This is a genomic window from Methylophilus glucosoxydans (genome assembly GCF_042676145.1).
Lineage (GTDB): Bacteria > Pseudomonadota > Gammaproteobacteria > Burkholderiales > Methylophilaceae > Methylophilus > Methylophilus glucosoxydans.
Window position 1 is genome coordinate 1 of the sequence record NZ_JBHTJW010000003.1, and the last position, 14,674, is coordinate 14,674.

16 protein-coding genes are annotated in these 14,674 nt (G+C 53.2%); 15 read left to right on the top strand and 1 reads right to left on the bottom strand.

Translation table 11 applies throughout. The features are described from left to right. Positions 1 to 193 precede the first annotated feature (193 nt). The 14 genes from ispD (at position 194) to ACFQ1T_RS11805 (ending at position 12,814) form a co-directional block, all read left to right on the top strand. Positions 194 to 886, top strand: coding sequence for a 2-C-methyl-D-erythritol 4-phosphate cytidylyltransferase (gene ispD, locus ACFQ1T_RS11740; RefSeq protein ID WP_379076964.1), 693 nt, complete (start codon positions 194 to 196; stop codon positions 884 to 886). Between the two features lie 12 nt (positions 887 to 898). Beyond that, positions 899 to 1,381, top strand: coding sequence for a 2-C-methyl-D-erythritol 2,4-cyclodiphosphate synthase (gene ispF / locus ACFQ1T_RS11745; protein ID WP_275357215.1), 483 nt, complete (start codon positions 899 to 901; stop codon positions 1,379 to 1,381). A gap of 6 nt (positions 1,382 to 1,387) precedes the next feature. After that, on the top strand, positions 1,388 to 3,217 hold the full coding sequence (locus ACFQ1T_RS11750) for an ABC transporter ATP-binding protein (RefSeq protein ID WP_379076967.1): 1,830 nt from the start codon (positions 1,388 to 1,390) through the stop codon (positions 3,215 to 3,217). A 187-nt stretch (positions 3,218 to 3,404) separates the two neighbouring features. Next, complete coding sequence (gene gspG / locus ACFQ1T_RS11755; protein WP_194747452.1) at positions 3,405 to 3,827, top strand: type II secretion system major pseudopilin GspG; 423 nt, start codon at positions 3,405 to 3,407, stop codon at positions 3,825 to 3,827. Positions 3,828 to 3,832: 5 nt separating this feature from the next. Beyond that, positions 3,833 to 5,005, top strand: coding sequence for a type II secretion system F family protein (locus ACFQ1T_RS11760; RefSeq protein WP_379076970.1), 1,173 nt, complete (start codon positions 3,833 to 3,835; stop codon positions 5,003 to 5,005). Next, positions 5,002 to 6,714: a GspE/PulE family protein gene (locus ACFQ1T_RS11765; RefSeq protein WP_275357210.1), complete on the top strand. Its 1,713-nt coding sequence runs from the start codon at positions 5,002 to 5,004 to the stop codon at positions 6,712 to 6,714. The genes ACFQ1T_RS11760 and ACFQ1T_RS11765 overlap by 4 nt, the downstream gene beginning before the upstream one ends. Beyond that, on the top strand, positions 6,695 to 7,537 hold the full coding sequence (locus ACFQ1T_RS11770) for a hypothetical protein (RefSeq protein WP_379076974.1): 843 nt from the start codon (positions 6,695 to 6,697) through the stop codon (positions 7,535 to 7,537). Before ACFQ1T_RS11765 ends, ACFQ1T_RS11770 begins: the two co-directional genes overlap by 20 nt. Continuing rightward, positions 7,521 to 8,099 (top strand): hypothetical protein, encoded by a 579-nt coding sequence (locus ACFQ1T_RS11775; protein WP_379076976.1) that lies wholly within the window; start codon positions 7,521 to 7,523, stop codon positions 8,097 to 8,099. Before ACFQ1T_RS11770 ends, ACFQ1T_RS11775 begins: the two co-directional genes overlap by 17 nt. Beyond that, a complete protein-coding gene (locus ACFQ1T_RS11780) occupies positions 8,096 to 8,713 on the top strand; it encodes a hypothetical protein (protein ID WP_379076979.1) in 618 nt (205 codons plus the stop codon). Before ACFQ1T_RS11775 ends, ACFQ1T_RS11780 begins: the two co-directional genes overlap by 4 nt. After that, positions 8,703 to 9,353 (top strand): hypothetical protein, encoded by a 651-nt coding sequence (locus ACFQ1T_RS11785; protein ID WP_379076982.1) that lies wholly within the window; start codon positions 8,703 to 8,705, stop codon positions 9,351 to 9,353. Before ACFQ1T_RS11780 ends, ACFQ1T_RS11785 begins: the two co-directional genes overlap by 11 nt. Then, a complete protein-coding gene (locus ACFQ1T_RS11790) occupies positions 9,350 to 11,377 on the top strand; it encodes a secretin N-terminal domain-containing protein (RefSeq protein WP_379076985.1) in 2,028 nt (675 codons plus the stop codon). The genes ACFQ1T_RS11785 and ACFQ1T_RS11790 overlap by 4 nt, the downstream gene beginning before the upstream one ends. Then, complete coding sequence (locus ACFQ1T_RS11795; protein ID WP_379076988.1) at positions 11,377 to 11,883, top strand: type II secretion system protein; 507 nt, start codon at positions 11,377 to 11,379, stop codon at positions 11,881 to 11,883. Before ACFQ1T_RS11790 ends, ACFQ1T_RS11795 begins: the two co-directional genes overlap by 1 nt. Next, complete coding sequence (locus tag ACFQ1T_RS11800; RefSeq protein ID WP_379076991.1) at positions 11,870 to 12,262, top strand: type II secretion system protein; 393 nt, start codon at positions 11,870 to 11,872, stop codon at positions 12,260 to 12,262. The genes ACFQ1T_RS11795 and ACFQ1T_RS11800 overlap by 14 nt, the downstream gene beginning before the upstream one ends. A gap of 24 nt (positions 12,263 to 12,286) precedes the next feature. Beyond that, positions 12,287 to 12,814, top strand: a complete 528-nt coding sequence (locus ACFQ1T_RS11805; RefSeq protein ID WP_379076994.1) for a type II secretion system protein — start codon at positions 12,287 to 12,289, stop codon at positions 12,812 to 12,814. On the opposite strand, the gene ACFQ1T_RS11810 is transcribed toward ACFQ1T_RS11805, so the two are convergent. After that, complete coding sequence (locus ACFQ1T_RS11810) at positions 12,811 to 13,458, bottom strand: lytic transglycosylase domain-containing protein (protein ID WP_379076997.1); 648 nt, start codon at positions 13,456 to 13,458, stop codon at positions 12,811 to 12,813. The genes ACFQ1T_RS11805 and ACFQ1T_RS11810 overlap by 4 nt on opposite strands. A gap of 264 nt (positions 13,459 to 13,722) precedes the next feature. On the opposite strand from ACFQ1T_RS11810, the gene epsA reads away from it, so the two are divergent. Further along, positions 13,723 to 14,556 (top strand): XrtB/PEP-CTERM-associated transcriptional regulator EpsA, encoded by an 834-nt coding sequence (epsA, locus tag ACFQ1T_RS11815; RefSeq protein WP_379077000.1) that lies wholly within the window; start codon positions 13,723 to 13,725, stop codon positions 14,554 to 14,556. The last annotated feature ends 118 nt before the right edge of the window (positions 14,557 to 14,674 follow it).

Genomic DNA, 14,674 nt, shown 5'->3' on the forward strand with positions numbered 1-14,674 from the left:
TGCAGCGTAAAATATAATTGACACCGCTCAAGCGGTTGTTGATCTGCTGCTTCTCCCTCTTTTACACACATCTTAAAAAATACACAGGCGTATGTCATTGACCCAGGTGGGCTATCAAGAAATCTCAGCAAGAGTTTCAGCGGAATAGACGTGTGAGCATAAAGCCTTAAAAGAGACATGTTAAAATGACACGATGTCTCAATATCATGTCTTAATCCCCAGTGCTGGTCGTGGTTCGCGTATGCAATCATCACGACCGAAACAGTATTTACCATTGAATGGTGAGCCGCTGTTGAAGCATGTAATCCAGACATTTGAGTCGTTTGCAGCCATCGCTAGCATTTCGGTGGTTATCGCAGAGAATGATCAGGACTGGCAACCGGCTTTACTTGCGGGATGCCAGAAAACACGCGTGCTGCTGTGTGGTGGTGCGACCCGCGCTGAAAGTGTGCTAAACGGATTGCGTGCCCTGAATACTCAAGTTCAGGCGCGAGACTGGATTCTGGTGCATGATGCCGCGCGGCCTGGCATAGATCATGAGATGCTATTACGGTTAATAGACAGCGTGGGTGATGACGATACTGGAGCAATTCTGGCTTTGCCGCTGGCCGATACGCTAAAGCGTGCCGGGACGCAGACCACGATTGCAGAGACCATCCCGCGTAATCATTTATGGCAGGCTCAAACGCCACAAATGTTCAGATATGCGGAGTTGCAATCTGCGCTCAGTCACTCGATCGAAAAACAACCTACCGATGAAGCGCAAGCCATGGAGTGGATGGGACATCACCCAAAACTAGTCCAAGGTAGCCTTAAAAACATGAAAGTCACTTATCCTGACGACCTGCAAGTGGTTGCTGCGTTGATGCAGATGAGCCAGTCATAGAAAGCAAAAAGTATGATTCCTGTGAGAATTGGGCACGGTTTTGACGTGCACGCCCTGGTAACCGGGCGGGATTGCATTATCGGTGGCGTGAATATCCCGCACAGTCATGGACTGGATGGGCATTCGGATGCAGATGTCTTGTTACACGCTATTTGTGATGCCTTGTTAGGGGCTGTCGCGTTGGGAGATATCGGTAAGCATTTTCCACCAACAGATATGCGCTTTAAAGGCATAGATTCACGCGAGCTTTTGCGGCATGTGGTGCGCTTGCTGCATGACAAGGGTTATCTGGTTGGTAACATTGATGCCACGGTGATATGTGAGGCGCCACGACTGGGCAAGCATACTTCGCAGATGTGTATGAACATTGCCAGTGATTGCGATGTGGCGATTGAACAGGTCAACGTCAAAGCGACGACGACTGAAAAGCTGGGCTTCACTGGCCGCAGTGAAGGTATTGCGGCAGAAGCCGTTTGTACTGTGTATTCCAAGTAGTTGATGATGCGATTGTTTAGCCGTTTTGAAGCACTGGTTTCGCCGTTTCCTGCCGAAATCCTGACGCGTTTACCTACGCGTTTCTGGCCTTTTATGTGGGCCTGTTCGTATGGGATGCGCCGTTATATTTTAATCATGACGCTGCTGACAGCCTGTATCGGCTCGTTTGAGGCTTTGCTGTTTGCCTTGATGGGCAAGGTGGTCGATAAGTTGACAGCCATCCAACCGTCACAATTATGGACGACGCATCAATCTACATTATGGCTAGTGGCGGCGGTATTGGTTGGCAGTACCGTGGTCATTCTGTTCCAGACCTTACTCAAGCATCAGACATTGGCTGGTAACTTCCCAATGCGTTTGCGCTGGCAGTTTCATCAGCATATGCTCAATCAAAGCATGGGGTTTTATCAGGACGAGTTTGCTGGCCGCGTGTCGGCGAAAGTGATGCAGACTTCATTGGCTGTGCGCGAGGTGTGGTTTATTCTGGCCGATATCATGGTGTATGTGTTGCTGTATTTCACTACCATCGTCACGGTGGTGGGCAGCTTTCATCCTTGGATGGTTTTGCCGTTTTTAGGCTGGTTAAGCTTGTATGCCTGCGCGCTGGTTTATTTTATTCCGCGTTTAGCCAAAGTCTCGCAGCATCAGGCAGATGCGCGTTCTCTGATGACCGGCCGGATTACGGATGCCTATACCAATATTTCCACGGTTAAACTGTTTTCGCATGCCGGGCGCGAGGCCAGCTATGCGCAATCGGCCATGCAAGAGTTTTTGGATACCGTGCATGGGCAAATGCGCATGGTGAGCTGTGTCGAGAGTATCAATCACTTTTTAAATATGTGTTTGATCATTGCCAGTGGCAGCATGGTGCTATGGCTGTGGTCAAAGGGCCTGGTCGCTGCCGGTGCGGTTGCGGCGGTGATGGCAATGAGCCTGCGCTTAAATGGCATTTCACATTGGGTCATGTGGGAGCTGACCTCGTTGTACGAGCAAATTGGCACCGTACAAGATGGCATGAATACGCTGTCGATTGAAAACCGCGTGCTCGATCAGCCAGATGCCGTCGCGTTAAACGTCCCTAAGGGTGAAGTCGTATTTGAGAAAGTGGAGTTTGCTTATGACAAGCAACCACCCCTGTTGAAGCAGTTCGATTTGCATATCCGTCCCGGAGAGCGTGTCGGCCTGGTCGGCCGCTCTGGCGCGGGCAAGTCCAGCATCGTCAATTTGCTGATGCGGTTTTATGACATTCAGGCCGGGCATATTTGTATCGATGGGCAAGCGATCGCTTCAGTGAAACAAGACTCCTTGCGACAACAGATTGGTATGGTGACGCAGGATACTTCTCTATTACACCGCTCCGTCAGGGAAAATATTTTATATGGCCGCCCAGATGCAAGCGATGAAGAGATGATAGTGGCTGCCAAGCGGGCCGAGGCACATGACTTTATCCTCACCTTGCGCGATGCTAAAGGCCGTACCGGCTATGACGCCCATGTCGGTGAGCGCGGGGTTAAACTGTCTGGTGGGCAGCGGCAGCGCATTGCCATTGCCCGTGTCATGCTGAAAAATGCGCCTATTCTGGTGCTGGATGAGGCCACCAGTGCCCTGGACTCTGAAGTCGAGGTCGCTATTCAACATCATTTGTCGCAGTTGATGGAAGGTAAAACCGTCATTGCGATTGCGCACCGCTTGTCCACCATTGCAGCCATGGACCGGTTGATTGTGCTGGATCAGGGGCGGGTGGTCGAAACCGGCACGCATCAGGCCTTGTTGGCGCAGGATGGGATTTACGCCAAATTATGGACGCATCAGAGTGGTGGTTTTCTGGGCGAATAGCCCGTTCAACTACCAGACGTTTCCTTTTCTAATATCACGTTTGAATCATCAGGCCATTCGGCCTGATTTTTTTATGGCTGTGCTTGGCGTCGCCTCTGTTCAATTGTGACAGTCTGTCATATTACCGCCACTTTTCTGCAATCTAATCTGCTTAGTATTGTCATCAAATTTTCATGGAGTATTTTCGATGGCTAGTCTTGCTATCCGTTGTAATCGCGGGTTTACCTTGCTGGAGTTATTGGTGGTGATGGTCATTATCGGCCTGTTGGCCGGCTATGTCGGCCCCAAATATTTCCAGCAGATTGGCAAGTCAGAAGTCAAAACGGCCAAAGCGCAGATCGCCGCGCTGGAGCAGGCTCTGGATCAGTTCCGTCTGGATGTCGGGCATTATCCGAGTACCGAACAAGGTTTGACGGCCCTGATGAATAACCCAGATAACCAGCCAAACTGGGCCGGCCCTTATTTGAAAAAAGAAGTGCCCAACGACCCTTGGGGCAAGCCTTACCAATACCGTATGCCCGGCCAGCACGGCGAGTATGATCTCTACAGCCTGGGTAAGGATGGCCAGGTCGGTGGCAGTGACGAAGCGCAGGATATCAGCAACTGGTAAATGCCATGCAATATCAGGCAAAAGTGTTGAATGGCAGCACCCTGACCATGGTGGAGCTGCAAGCCGATGATGAGCAGGATGCTTACGCCCAGTTAAAGGCGAAAGGCTTGTTGCTGGTCTCGCTGCAGGCACAAAAGCAGGGCAAAGTAGCCAAGCGCCAGGCGTTTCCGTTGGCTTTGTTCAGCCAGGAGTTGCTGGCCTTGCTCGATTCCGGCTTGAACCTCGTCGAAGCCATTGATGCACTGGCTTTGCGGCAGGATCACACGCGTGGTGTTTTGCAAGGCATCTTGCAATCACTGCAGCAGGGTAAGTCGTTTTCTGCGGCTTTAGAGCGTCAGTCAGCTGTATTTCCGCCCCTCTATATCGCCACGGTGAAAGCCGCCGAGCGCACGGGCGACCTGGGCAATGCCTTGTCTCGCTATATCGCTTATGACAATCAGGTGTCATTACTCAAAAAGAAAATCGTCAGCGCGTCAATTTACCCGCTGCTGCTCATCGGGGTTGGCGGCTTGGTCATTGCGTTTTTGATGGGCTTTGTTGTACCTAAATTCAGCAGTGTCTACGAAGGCACGGGGGCAGACTTGCCCTGGATGTCGCAGCTGATGCTGCAATGGGGCAGCCTGATTGCCCAGCATGGCGAGCTGATGTTGACGCTACTGGTCAGTGTATTGGTCATGCTGGTCGTGTTATTGAAACATCCAGCCATGCGGCAGTGGATGTTACGCACCTTGTGGCGTATTCCTGCCATCGGTGAAAAGCTGCAACTCTATCAATTGGCACGCTTTTACCGCACGTTGGGGATGTTGCTGGCGGGAGGGACCCCTGTGATGGTGGCGCTTGATTCGCTGGAAGGATTGCTGGATAGCAGTCTTGCGTTGAGTCTCAAGCAGGCACAAACCATGATTAGCCAGGGGCAACCCCTGTCGCAAGCCTTCCAGGTCAACGGCATGACGACGCCGATTGGCGAGCGTATGTTGCTGGTGGGCGAACGGGGGGGCAATGTGGCACAAATGATGGACCGCATCGCCAGCTTTTATGATGAAGAGCTGGCACGCTGGATAGACTGGTTTACCCGGCTGTTTGAGCCCTTGCTCATGCTGTTTATTGGCCTGGTGATCGGCGTGGTGGTGCTGTTGCTGTATATGCCCATTTTTGAACTGGCAGGACAAATTCAATGAACCAGCCTCTCCCCAATCAGCACGTGCCTGCTGAGCCACTACAGTCGCTCTCTGCAGAACTATTATCGCAAGCACAAACGCAGGCCTTGCAACAGCAACGGCGCGTGATCGAGGTGCTCGAAGACCTGCTCCCGGTGGACACGGAAATCCTGGTGAGCCAACTGGCTGACTTGCTGCATTACCCGGTCGCCACCATGCGCGATATGCGCGAGTGGCAGGTGGCTTTTGAGGTCATCAGCTATAACGAAGCCCAGCAAAAAGAGTGTCTGGCGTTTTATGACGCGCAAAAAACACTCATTCTGGTGTTTGCTGACCCGTTTAACCGCCAATTGCCATTGTGGGTACAGCATGCCGTAAAGCAGCCGTTTGTCTGGCAGTTGGCACATCGGCTGGAGATTAGCGCCTACCTCGCGGGCGAAGAAGAAACCATGCGCGCCATGGATGGCGTAGGTTTGCCCAGTGAGCAAATGCAAGAAGGCGAGGACGAGCTGGTCATGCAGCTCTCGCTCAAGTCCATTCACGAAGATGCCAACCCCATCGTCAAGCTGATTAACTCCACCTTATATGATGCCCTCAAAACAGGCGCCAGCGATATCCACCTCGAAACGCATGCAGGCGGTCTGGCCGTGAAATACCGGATTGACGGCGTGATGGCCAGTATCGCCAATAGCCCCGGTCTGGACAGTGCCGAGCAGGCTATTTCGCGGATCAAGGTCATGGCGCAACTCGATATTGCTGAGCGCCGGATTCCGCAAGATGGCCGCTTTAAAGTGCATGCCATGGGCCGCCTGATTGATTTTCGTGTCTCTATCATGCCCAGTGCGTTTGGCGAGGATGCCGTACTGCGGGTGCTGGACCGCAAGGCCTTGACCGAACAGGCGCAAGGCTTGAGTTTGAAAGCGCTTGGCTTTGATGCCGATGTGATTGCCAGATTCCGCAAATTAGCCAGCGAGCCGTATGGCATGGTGCTGGTCACTGGCCCAACCGGCAGTGGTAAAACCACCTCCTTATATGCCGCCATTTCAGAGGTGAATACAGGGTTTGACAAGATCATCACCATTGAAGATCCGGTTGAGTACCAGTTGCCTGGCGTGCTGCAAATCCCGGTCAATGAGAAAAAAGGCCTGACCTTTGCGCGCGGCCTGCGGTCAATTCTGCGGCATGACCCGGACAAGATTATGGTGGGTGAAATCCGCGATGCCGAGACTGCACAAATTGCCGTGCAAGCGGCGCTGACTGGCCATCTGGTGTTTTCTACCGTGCATGCCAACAGTGTGCTCGATGTCATCGGCCGTTTCATGCATATGGGCGTAGACCCTTACCATTTTGTGTCAGCAGTGAATGGCATTATTGCCCAGCGCCTGGTGCGCGCCTTGTGTCCGCATTGTGCCGAGCCGTTTGTGCCGGATGCTGACTTGCTCAGTGCCTCTGGCTTAAGCGCTGAGCAGGCCGCCAGCATGCAGTTTATGCATGCCCAGGGCTGTGGCCATTGCCGCGGCACGGGTTACAAAGGCCGTAAAGCGGTGGCCGAAATACTGGTGCTTAATGACGAGTTGCGCGAGATGATTATTGCCCGCCAGCCGATCCGCCAGTTGAAAGAGGCGGCTGCCAGAAATGGCATGCGTACCATCCGCGAGGCGGCGATCAGCGCCGTGGCTGAAGGCATGACCAGTTTGCAGGAGGTTAACCGTGTCACGTTTGTTGCCTGAGTTCAGCGTACTTGGCCTGACGCGGATCCTGGTGTTGTCTGACCAGTTGCAGGCCGAACATATTCCGGTGGGTTTTGCTTCGTCCCCTGTCTTTGCGACGACTGCCTGGTCAGGCGCAGATGCACTTGCGTTGCAGCCAGCATTACAGGCAGTGCTGGCACAGTTGCCAGCCACACGCTGGCAAAAGATAGAACTCTATCTCGCTGACCAGCATGTGCATCTGATGCGCTTGCCTGCCATGACCCAAGGTCTGCAGGCATTTGACTGGAGCGGGCAGGATCAGCAAGCCTATGCGCGCGCCATGCTTATGCAAACTTATGGTGAAGCCGCACGTAGCTGGCCTTTCCGCTTACAGGATGTTTGCCAACCACAAGATAGCCTGCTGGTGGCTATCCCGGTGTTGCAGACACTGGATTGGACTGCGTTGTTACGTCCGCATGCCCTGCAATGGCAGGTGCAAGCCTATGCTTGCGCCTTGTGGGCCAACACCCGGCTGCCCAAAACCGGTACCGTGCTAACCGCAGAGCCGCAAATGCTCAGGCTGTTGCAGCTTGAGCAAGGGCGTATCATGCATGTGGCTGGGCTGGCGACCTCTCTGCAGGCAGTGGAAACCATGGCAGACTGGGTGTTGCGTGAACGTACTTTGCTGGGCGTGCAGGCGTCAGCGTGTTACTGGGTAACCGAGCCCGGCAACCACAGGGCGTTAAATACCGGTCATCGCCTCAAACAAGCTTTGGCGGGTCAGGTCAACTGGCAGCTGTTGCCATCAGCGAGACCGCTCACTCAGTTGCGTCAGGAGGTCAGTCATGTGGCTGCAGCCTGAGTATCATATGGATTTTGCGCGTCCGTTATTTGCCTGGCAACGTGTGCGTTGGCCAGGACTGGCGCTGGTGGCAGCATTATTGATGACGGTATGGCTCACCTATGCCGAAGAGGCCGGGCAAACCGCGCACTTGCAGTCACTCACTGAGCGGCAGCAGCAACTGACCGAGCAGCAGTCCGCAATGCAGGGCGCTGCACCGCGTACTGAGCAAGACCCACTGAGTCAAGCCAACATCAAGCCGGTAGCGGTATTAAGCCAGCCGCAACAAAAGGCGGCGCAAAAAATTGTGCAGCAACTCAATGTGCGCTGGTTTGACTTGTTGCAGGCGCTAGAAGCGAGCCAGGTCGCCGATATCGCGTTGTTGCAATTGACCCCTGATGCCAATCGCGGCCAATTTGTATTGTCAGGCGAGGCGAAGAGCTACGCGGCGTTATTGAATTATGTGAGTCATTTGCAAGGCCTGACGACGCTGCATGAGGTGCATTTGCAAAAACACCAGGTCAATGACAGCCATCCGCAGCGCCCGGTCAGCTTCGAAATTCAGGGGGGCTGGCAACCATGAAATCGGCACGTATGTTTTCGGCCCTGACTATGGTCTGGCTGCTACGCCGTGCGGCTTGGTATCTTGGCTGGCTGCCCATGCTGATGAGCGTCTTGTTGCTCGTCTTATGGGGCGTGTTGTCGCAGCAGCAGTCTGCCACCACGGCGCAAATTGCCTTGCTCACGCAAGCCATCCAGCAGCTTGAGAGCCAACCGGTAGCACCTGTGGCCCCGGCCTCAACCGTCATTGCCAAACCGGTGGTGAGCGAAAATGCGCCGGAATACCTGGCCGCCTTATGGCAGCAATTACCAGAGTTTGCCGACCTGTCACCGCGCATGATGCAGATTGCGCGCCTGGCGCAAAAACGCCAGATGGCCTTGAATGTGGGCGATTACCAGTGGCAACTGCATGCCGCCAGTGATGCCACGCAAGAGATTCAGCAATATGACATGCGCTTCAATATTCAGACCGATTACCTAACTTGCCGGCAGTTTATTGTCGATGTGTTGCGGCAATATCCTGCCATGGCCTTGACTGGCCTTGAGTTGCGCAAAAACGAGACCATGCAGCCGATGCTGGACGCGACGCTGACGTTTTCAGTGTTTATCCGGGGAGGGCGCAAGCATGGCAGTTAGCGCCAAATCCTCGACTTCGCCCGTGATTTGGCTGGCCTTGCTGTTAACGTTGGGCTTGGTCTACTGGCAATGGTCGGCAGCGCCTCAAGCGGAGCTTGATCTGGTTGCGGTCAGACCTGCCAAGAAGACAGCTGTGGCTCAGTCTGTGCCAGTCAGTGTCGACCGCAGTGACAGTCGCACAGATACGCATCAGCCGTCCGCGCGTGTGGCGAGCAGTCAAACTGCCAGCCCTCAAGACGAAACCGTAGCCATGCCAGAGGCCGCGTATTTTAAGCGCAAATTGCCCGCGGGCAAGCCTGCGCATGTGTTGTTTGCAGCGCATGAGTGGTTACCGCCCCCGGTCAAGCCGCCCCCACCCCCTCCGCCGCAGGCGCCGCCTTTGCCTTATAGCTATGTCGGTAGTCTCAAGGAGATGCCGGGGGGCGACTTGGTGATTTTAATGCAGCAGAAAAAGATGTTGATGCCCAAACTGGGCTCACAGGTCGACACGCAATGGCGCTTGGACCGCGAGGATATGCAGGCGGTGTATTTCACCTACCTGCCATTAAACAAAGGGGTGGTGTTGAGTAAAAGCAAAGCGGCAACCACGCGTCAGGTTGAGCCAGAAAACAATCCAACAGAAGAAATGTTAAACCAATGAATGTTTTGAATCCAAGTCTGCGATCATGGTCAAGCGTGCCACGCAGTTTGTCTTTCGCTGCCTGTACGCTGGTACTGTCATCGTGCGGCCTGTTTCCGCACAAACTGACGGCGACGACCCCGGAAGGCAAAGTCCAAGAGCTGGCCCAACAGGTGGCAGAGCATCCTGCGGATGTGACTTTGCGCAACCGCTGGTTTCGCGAGCGTGAGCTGGCAATCAACGCCTTGCTGGCGGACGCCGCTGCGGCAGATGCCAAAGGCGATATTGCCACGGCCAAGCAAGCTTATGCCCGCATCCTGACGCTGGATCCTTATCAACCTAAAGCGCTGGATTATGCGCGTGCCAGTGATCGTGAAATTGTGCTGCGCAAGCAGTTAGAGATTGCCAAGCAGCATATCAACCAGCCCAAGCAGGCACTCAAGGAAGTGCGCGATATTTTGTTGGAGCAACCGACCAATAGCGAAGCACAGGCGCTGGAAAAGCAACTGATAGCCATGGAGCCGCGTGCACGTGCCAGCCTGCCGCAATTGCAAACCGCCATCAACAAACCGGTCACGCTGGAATTGCGGGATGCCAACATCAAGGTAGTGTTTGAGGCATTGTCCAAAGCCACCGGGATTAATTTTGTGCTGGATAAAGACATTAAAGCCGAGACCAAGGCCTCGGTGTTCGTCAAGAAAATGCCAATTGAAGAAGCGGTGGAGATGGTGCTGGCCAGCAACGGCTTGCAGAAAAAAGTGCTGTCCCCCACCAGTGTGTTGGTGTATCCCGCCACCCAGCAAAAAAACAAAGACTATCAGGACCTGTTGATCCGTAACTTTTATTTTGCCAACACCAGTGCCAAGCAGTGCGCGGATATGTTACGGACGATTTTAAAAATCCGTGATGTGTATGTCGATGAGCGCCTGAACATGCTGGTGTTGCGTGACCGGCCGGAAGTGTTGGCCTTGGCAGAAAAAATGATCAAGGCGCAGGATATTGCTGACCCTGAGGTCATGCTCGAAATTGAGGTGATGGAGGTCACGCGTGGCAAGCTGCAACAACTGGGCATCAGCTATCCCACCTCACTCACGGTGCTCAATAGCCCTTTGACACTGGAGGCGCTCAAGAGCATCAAGTCGAGTGATATTGGCGTCAGCCCAAACCCCGGGGTACAGTTCAAAACCACAGACAGTGATTTGAATCTGTTATCCAATCCACGGATCCGCGTCAAAAATAACGAAAAAGCCAAGGTGTTGGTGGGTAACAAGGTGCCGGTCATCACCACCAATACCACCGCCAATGTGGGGACTTCCGAGAGCGTGTCCTATGTCGATGTTGGCCTCAAGCTGGAAGTCGAGCCGCGCATCATGCTGGATGATTTTGTCAGCATCAAGGTGAACCTCGAAGTCAGCTCACTGGGTGAGGCTGTGACCTTGAGCAATAACTCCAAGGTTTACAATATTGGTACCCGCAATGCCAGCACCATCCTGCGGCTTAAGCATGGCGAAACGCAGATCCTGGCCGGCTTGATCCAGGATTCCGAGCGCAAGAACGCAACCAAATTACCTGGGCTGGGCGAAATCCCGATCTTGGGCCGCCTGTTCTCCAACAACACCGATGACAAGAGTAAAACAGAAATTGTGTTGGCGATTACGCCCAAGGTTATCAGTAACGTCACTTTGCCAGAAGCCACCTTCTCTGAGTACTGGAGTGGCACCGACAGCGTGATTTCAGACAAACCACTGATGAACAGCATGCCAGCTGCGCCTACCCTCACACGTAGCCAGCAAATCCGTGAGCTGCAGTTACAGCGGCAAAATGAGTTAAATGAGGGCAGCAACACACCTGCCAATGAGCCCGCCAATGATACGCCTGACGCTGCGCCGCCGCCCGAACCGGCCTTACCCGCGCCAGACACGACACCGGCCAATACAAATGCCGCGCCACAAGCGACGCCCTCATCAGATGGTCTTTCAAACAATATCAGGGACTTGCCCGAACAGGGCACGACCAGTTTGCCAGCGCCCAAGGAGATCCCCTGATGCGCCAACGCGCGTGCTTGCAGTCTAGTGCTTGCCCAGACTGTGGATTCACGTTGATTGAGCTCATGGTGTCGCTGGCGATTATCGCCATCATGGCCAGCATTGCCACGCCCATGATACAAGTCACCGTGCAGCGGCAAAAAGAACAACAGTTGCGTACACATTTGCATGATATCCGCCGCGCGATTGATGCCTATAAAAAGGCGGCGGAGGATGGCCGGGTGAAAAAAAATTCAGATGCCAGCGGTTACCCGCCCAACTTGCAAGTGTTGGTCGAGGGCGTCGACGACCTTAAAGACCCCAAGCACAAAAAATTACGTTTTTTAAGGCGCATCCCTTTTGATCCCATGCTCAACAAGCGCGACGACACAGCACCAGTGGCGGCTTGGGGCTTGCGTAGTTATGACAGTCCACCCGACCAGCCGCGCTATAACCAGGATGTCTATGATGTGTATTCACTGAGCCCGCGCATCGGCCTGAATGGAGTTCCCTATGCGCAGTGGTAGTCGTTGGCGGCGGTGGCGTGGCTTCACGCTGGTGGAGTTATTGGTGGTACTGTCGATTTTAGCCTTGCTACTGTCGCTGGCACTGCCGCGCTATTTTTCTGGCGTACAACGGGCCAAAGAGCAGGCGCTCAAACAACAGTTAATCACCACGCGCAAGGCGCTGGATGAATTTTATGCCGATCAGGGGCAATACCCGGAAAGCTTGCAAGAGCTAGTGGACAAGCGCTATCTGGACAAATTACCTTGGGATCCAATCTTGGAGCATAACGATACCTGGGTAATTACACCGCCAGAGCTGCCTTTGCTGGGTGGCGTTTATACCTTGCATAGCAGTGCGACCGGCCAGGCTTCGGATGGCAGCGCCTATACGGACTGGTAATGGGCCAGGGCTATGTCGCTTGATATGAGGCCTGTTAAACCAGCAGTCACCTCTCTGCCTGGAGGCGTGTTCCTGCGCGGCTTTTCGTATTTAGGCATCATGGTCACCCTGGCGATTGCCGCCATTGCCATGCAGGGCGCGGCCAGCCTTTGGCAGCAACAGTCCCAGCGTAGCAATGAGGCGCTCTTGCTTGAGGTGGGAGAGGCTTACCGGCTGGCAATCGGCCGCTATTATGAATCTACGCCGCAAGCCGTTAAACAATACCCGGGGAGTCTTGAAGAGCTGTTAGAAGACAAACGGTTTCCTGTGCCTAAAAGACATCTGCGCAAAGTGTACGCAGACCCTTTTGCGGTCAAGCAGGGCATGCGCCTGATCCTCAAGGACGGGCGCATCATCGGCGTCTACAGTCCGTCTACGCTTGTGCCCATCCGTCGCAACGGTTTTCAGGATACGCAAGCCGACTTTCAGGCGGCCAAGCATTACAGTGACTGGAAGTTTGTATACGAGCCGAATAGCCTGGCCGGGTTGGAAGAGGCCTGGGCCAACCGCTAATGCAGCGGCTGGATGAGTTTGGACTTAAATACCTGATAGTAGCGCAATACTTTAGGCACATATTGCTGAGTCTCAGCATAAGGCGGCACCGTCCGCTGATGCGATTTGACCGCTTGCGGACCAGCATTGTAAGCCGCCAGCGCCAGCACCACATCGCCTTCAAACAAGTCCATGAGCTGCTTTAAATAGCGGGATCCCCACAAGATTTGCTGCGAGGCAGACCAGGCACGCACCGGGGTAGGGGTCAGCGTTTTAGCAGTGGCAGGCATCACCTGCATCAGGCCATAAGCACCTTTGGGCGAAGTGGCTTTGGCATTGTAGCCAGACTCGGTAGCAATCACGGCATGAATCAATGCAGGCTCGAGTTGTGTGACTTGTGCCGCCGCTTGTACTTCTGCCTGATAGGGCAAGTGCGCTGTGGACCAACGAGACCCTGTCAAGGTTTTGCGCCCGTCGTCTGCAATTACTGGCTCGGTTTCTGTGTCCGTCCCCCCGGTATTGCTGATCACAATTTCTGTGTCATCAGAAGGGTCCAGTACAATTTGTCCGGCCAGGTGTTCAATCGCGTCAGCCGCGTGTGCTGGAATGCACACCAGTAAGGTGAGCACAAAAAATACACGCAATTTGACTACGAGGTTTCGCATTTCTCAATAGTCTCATGCGCAAGTGACATTCTTAAGACACGTAGACTGGTTATATTGTTAATGAGCGCTCAGTGCGTGAATGCTTCTATAACCATTGCTGTTGCTTGATGACTGCTTTGTCTGATGAATTTCTCTCTTCGTAAATAATAGTCCGCGTATTAATCCATTGTCATTAATTCATCAACAAACTGACGCTGTGCAATCATTTTTGTGTCACAAATTTTGAGCACACTTGCTGCACATTTATATCAATGTGCACAACACATGGACACCATAATCACAGGGAACGATCAGGCCAATGATCAATGGACGTTGGCACTGAATGAGGAACAACGCACGCTATTTATGGAGGTGATCGAGGAATCACTTCGTCTGCAAAATCGTGCACATTTATTTAACTGGCTGCAGCGTGGCTTTCAATATTTGCTTGCCCACGAAGTGGTGATTATCGCTGTGCGTGGCATGGAGCGTGCCAGTTACGATTACGAGTATCTGACCTCTAGTCGTTATTTCGGTGATGCGCAGTTCGATCTGGTGTTGCACGAACAAGACGGTCTTGTTAATCAGGCTTTTATGCAGTGGGGAAAACTTGGTACCCCTCTGTTCTATACCACCGAACACGCATCACAGGTTCATAGTCATTATGCAATAGAACAAATTGCTGCCGAGCATATGCTAGCTTCTGAGCTTAAACGGTTCGTGGTGCATGGATTTGGCAATGAGCATAGCCGAATTGCCACCATGGTGATGTTTGGCCGCTTGAGCTCCCCATCCAACGCACGTACTGCACATCTTCTTGAGTTGTTGATGCCACACTTGCACTGTGCGATTGTCAAAGTTACCTCTAACAAATGTCCATCTGTATTATCAACCGCAACCAAAAACGGTCGAGTCAAGCCGTTAAGCAAGCGGGAGGTTGAGGTGCTTGAGTGGTTGCTGGTCGGAAAAACCAATTGGGAAATTGGCAATATTATGCAAGTCAGCCCGCTCACAATCAAAAACCACGTCCAGAATATTTTGCGTAAGCTCGATGTTGAAAATCGTAGTCAGGCTGCGAGCAAGGCGCTAAAACTAGGGTTAATTCATAGAAAGCAGTAAACCTGCTGTCGTTTATTTTGTACCGTCTTCAAGCCAATATAGTCCGATAGGACTAGTCTTTGTTGAATGGATGTCATCTCCTCTCCTTACACTCTGCTGGATTAATCGACTGGCAAAT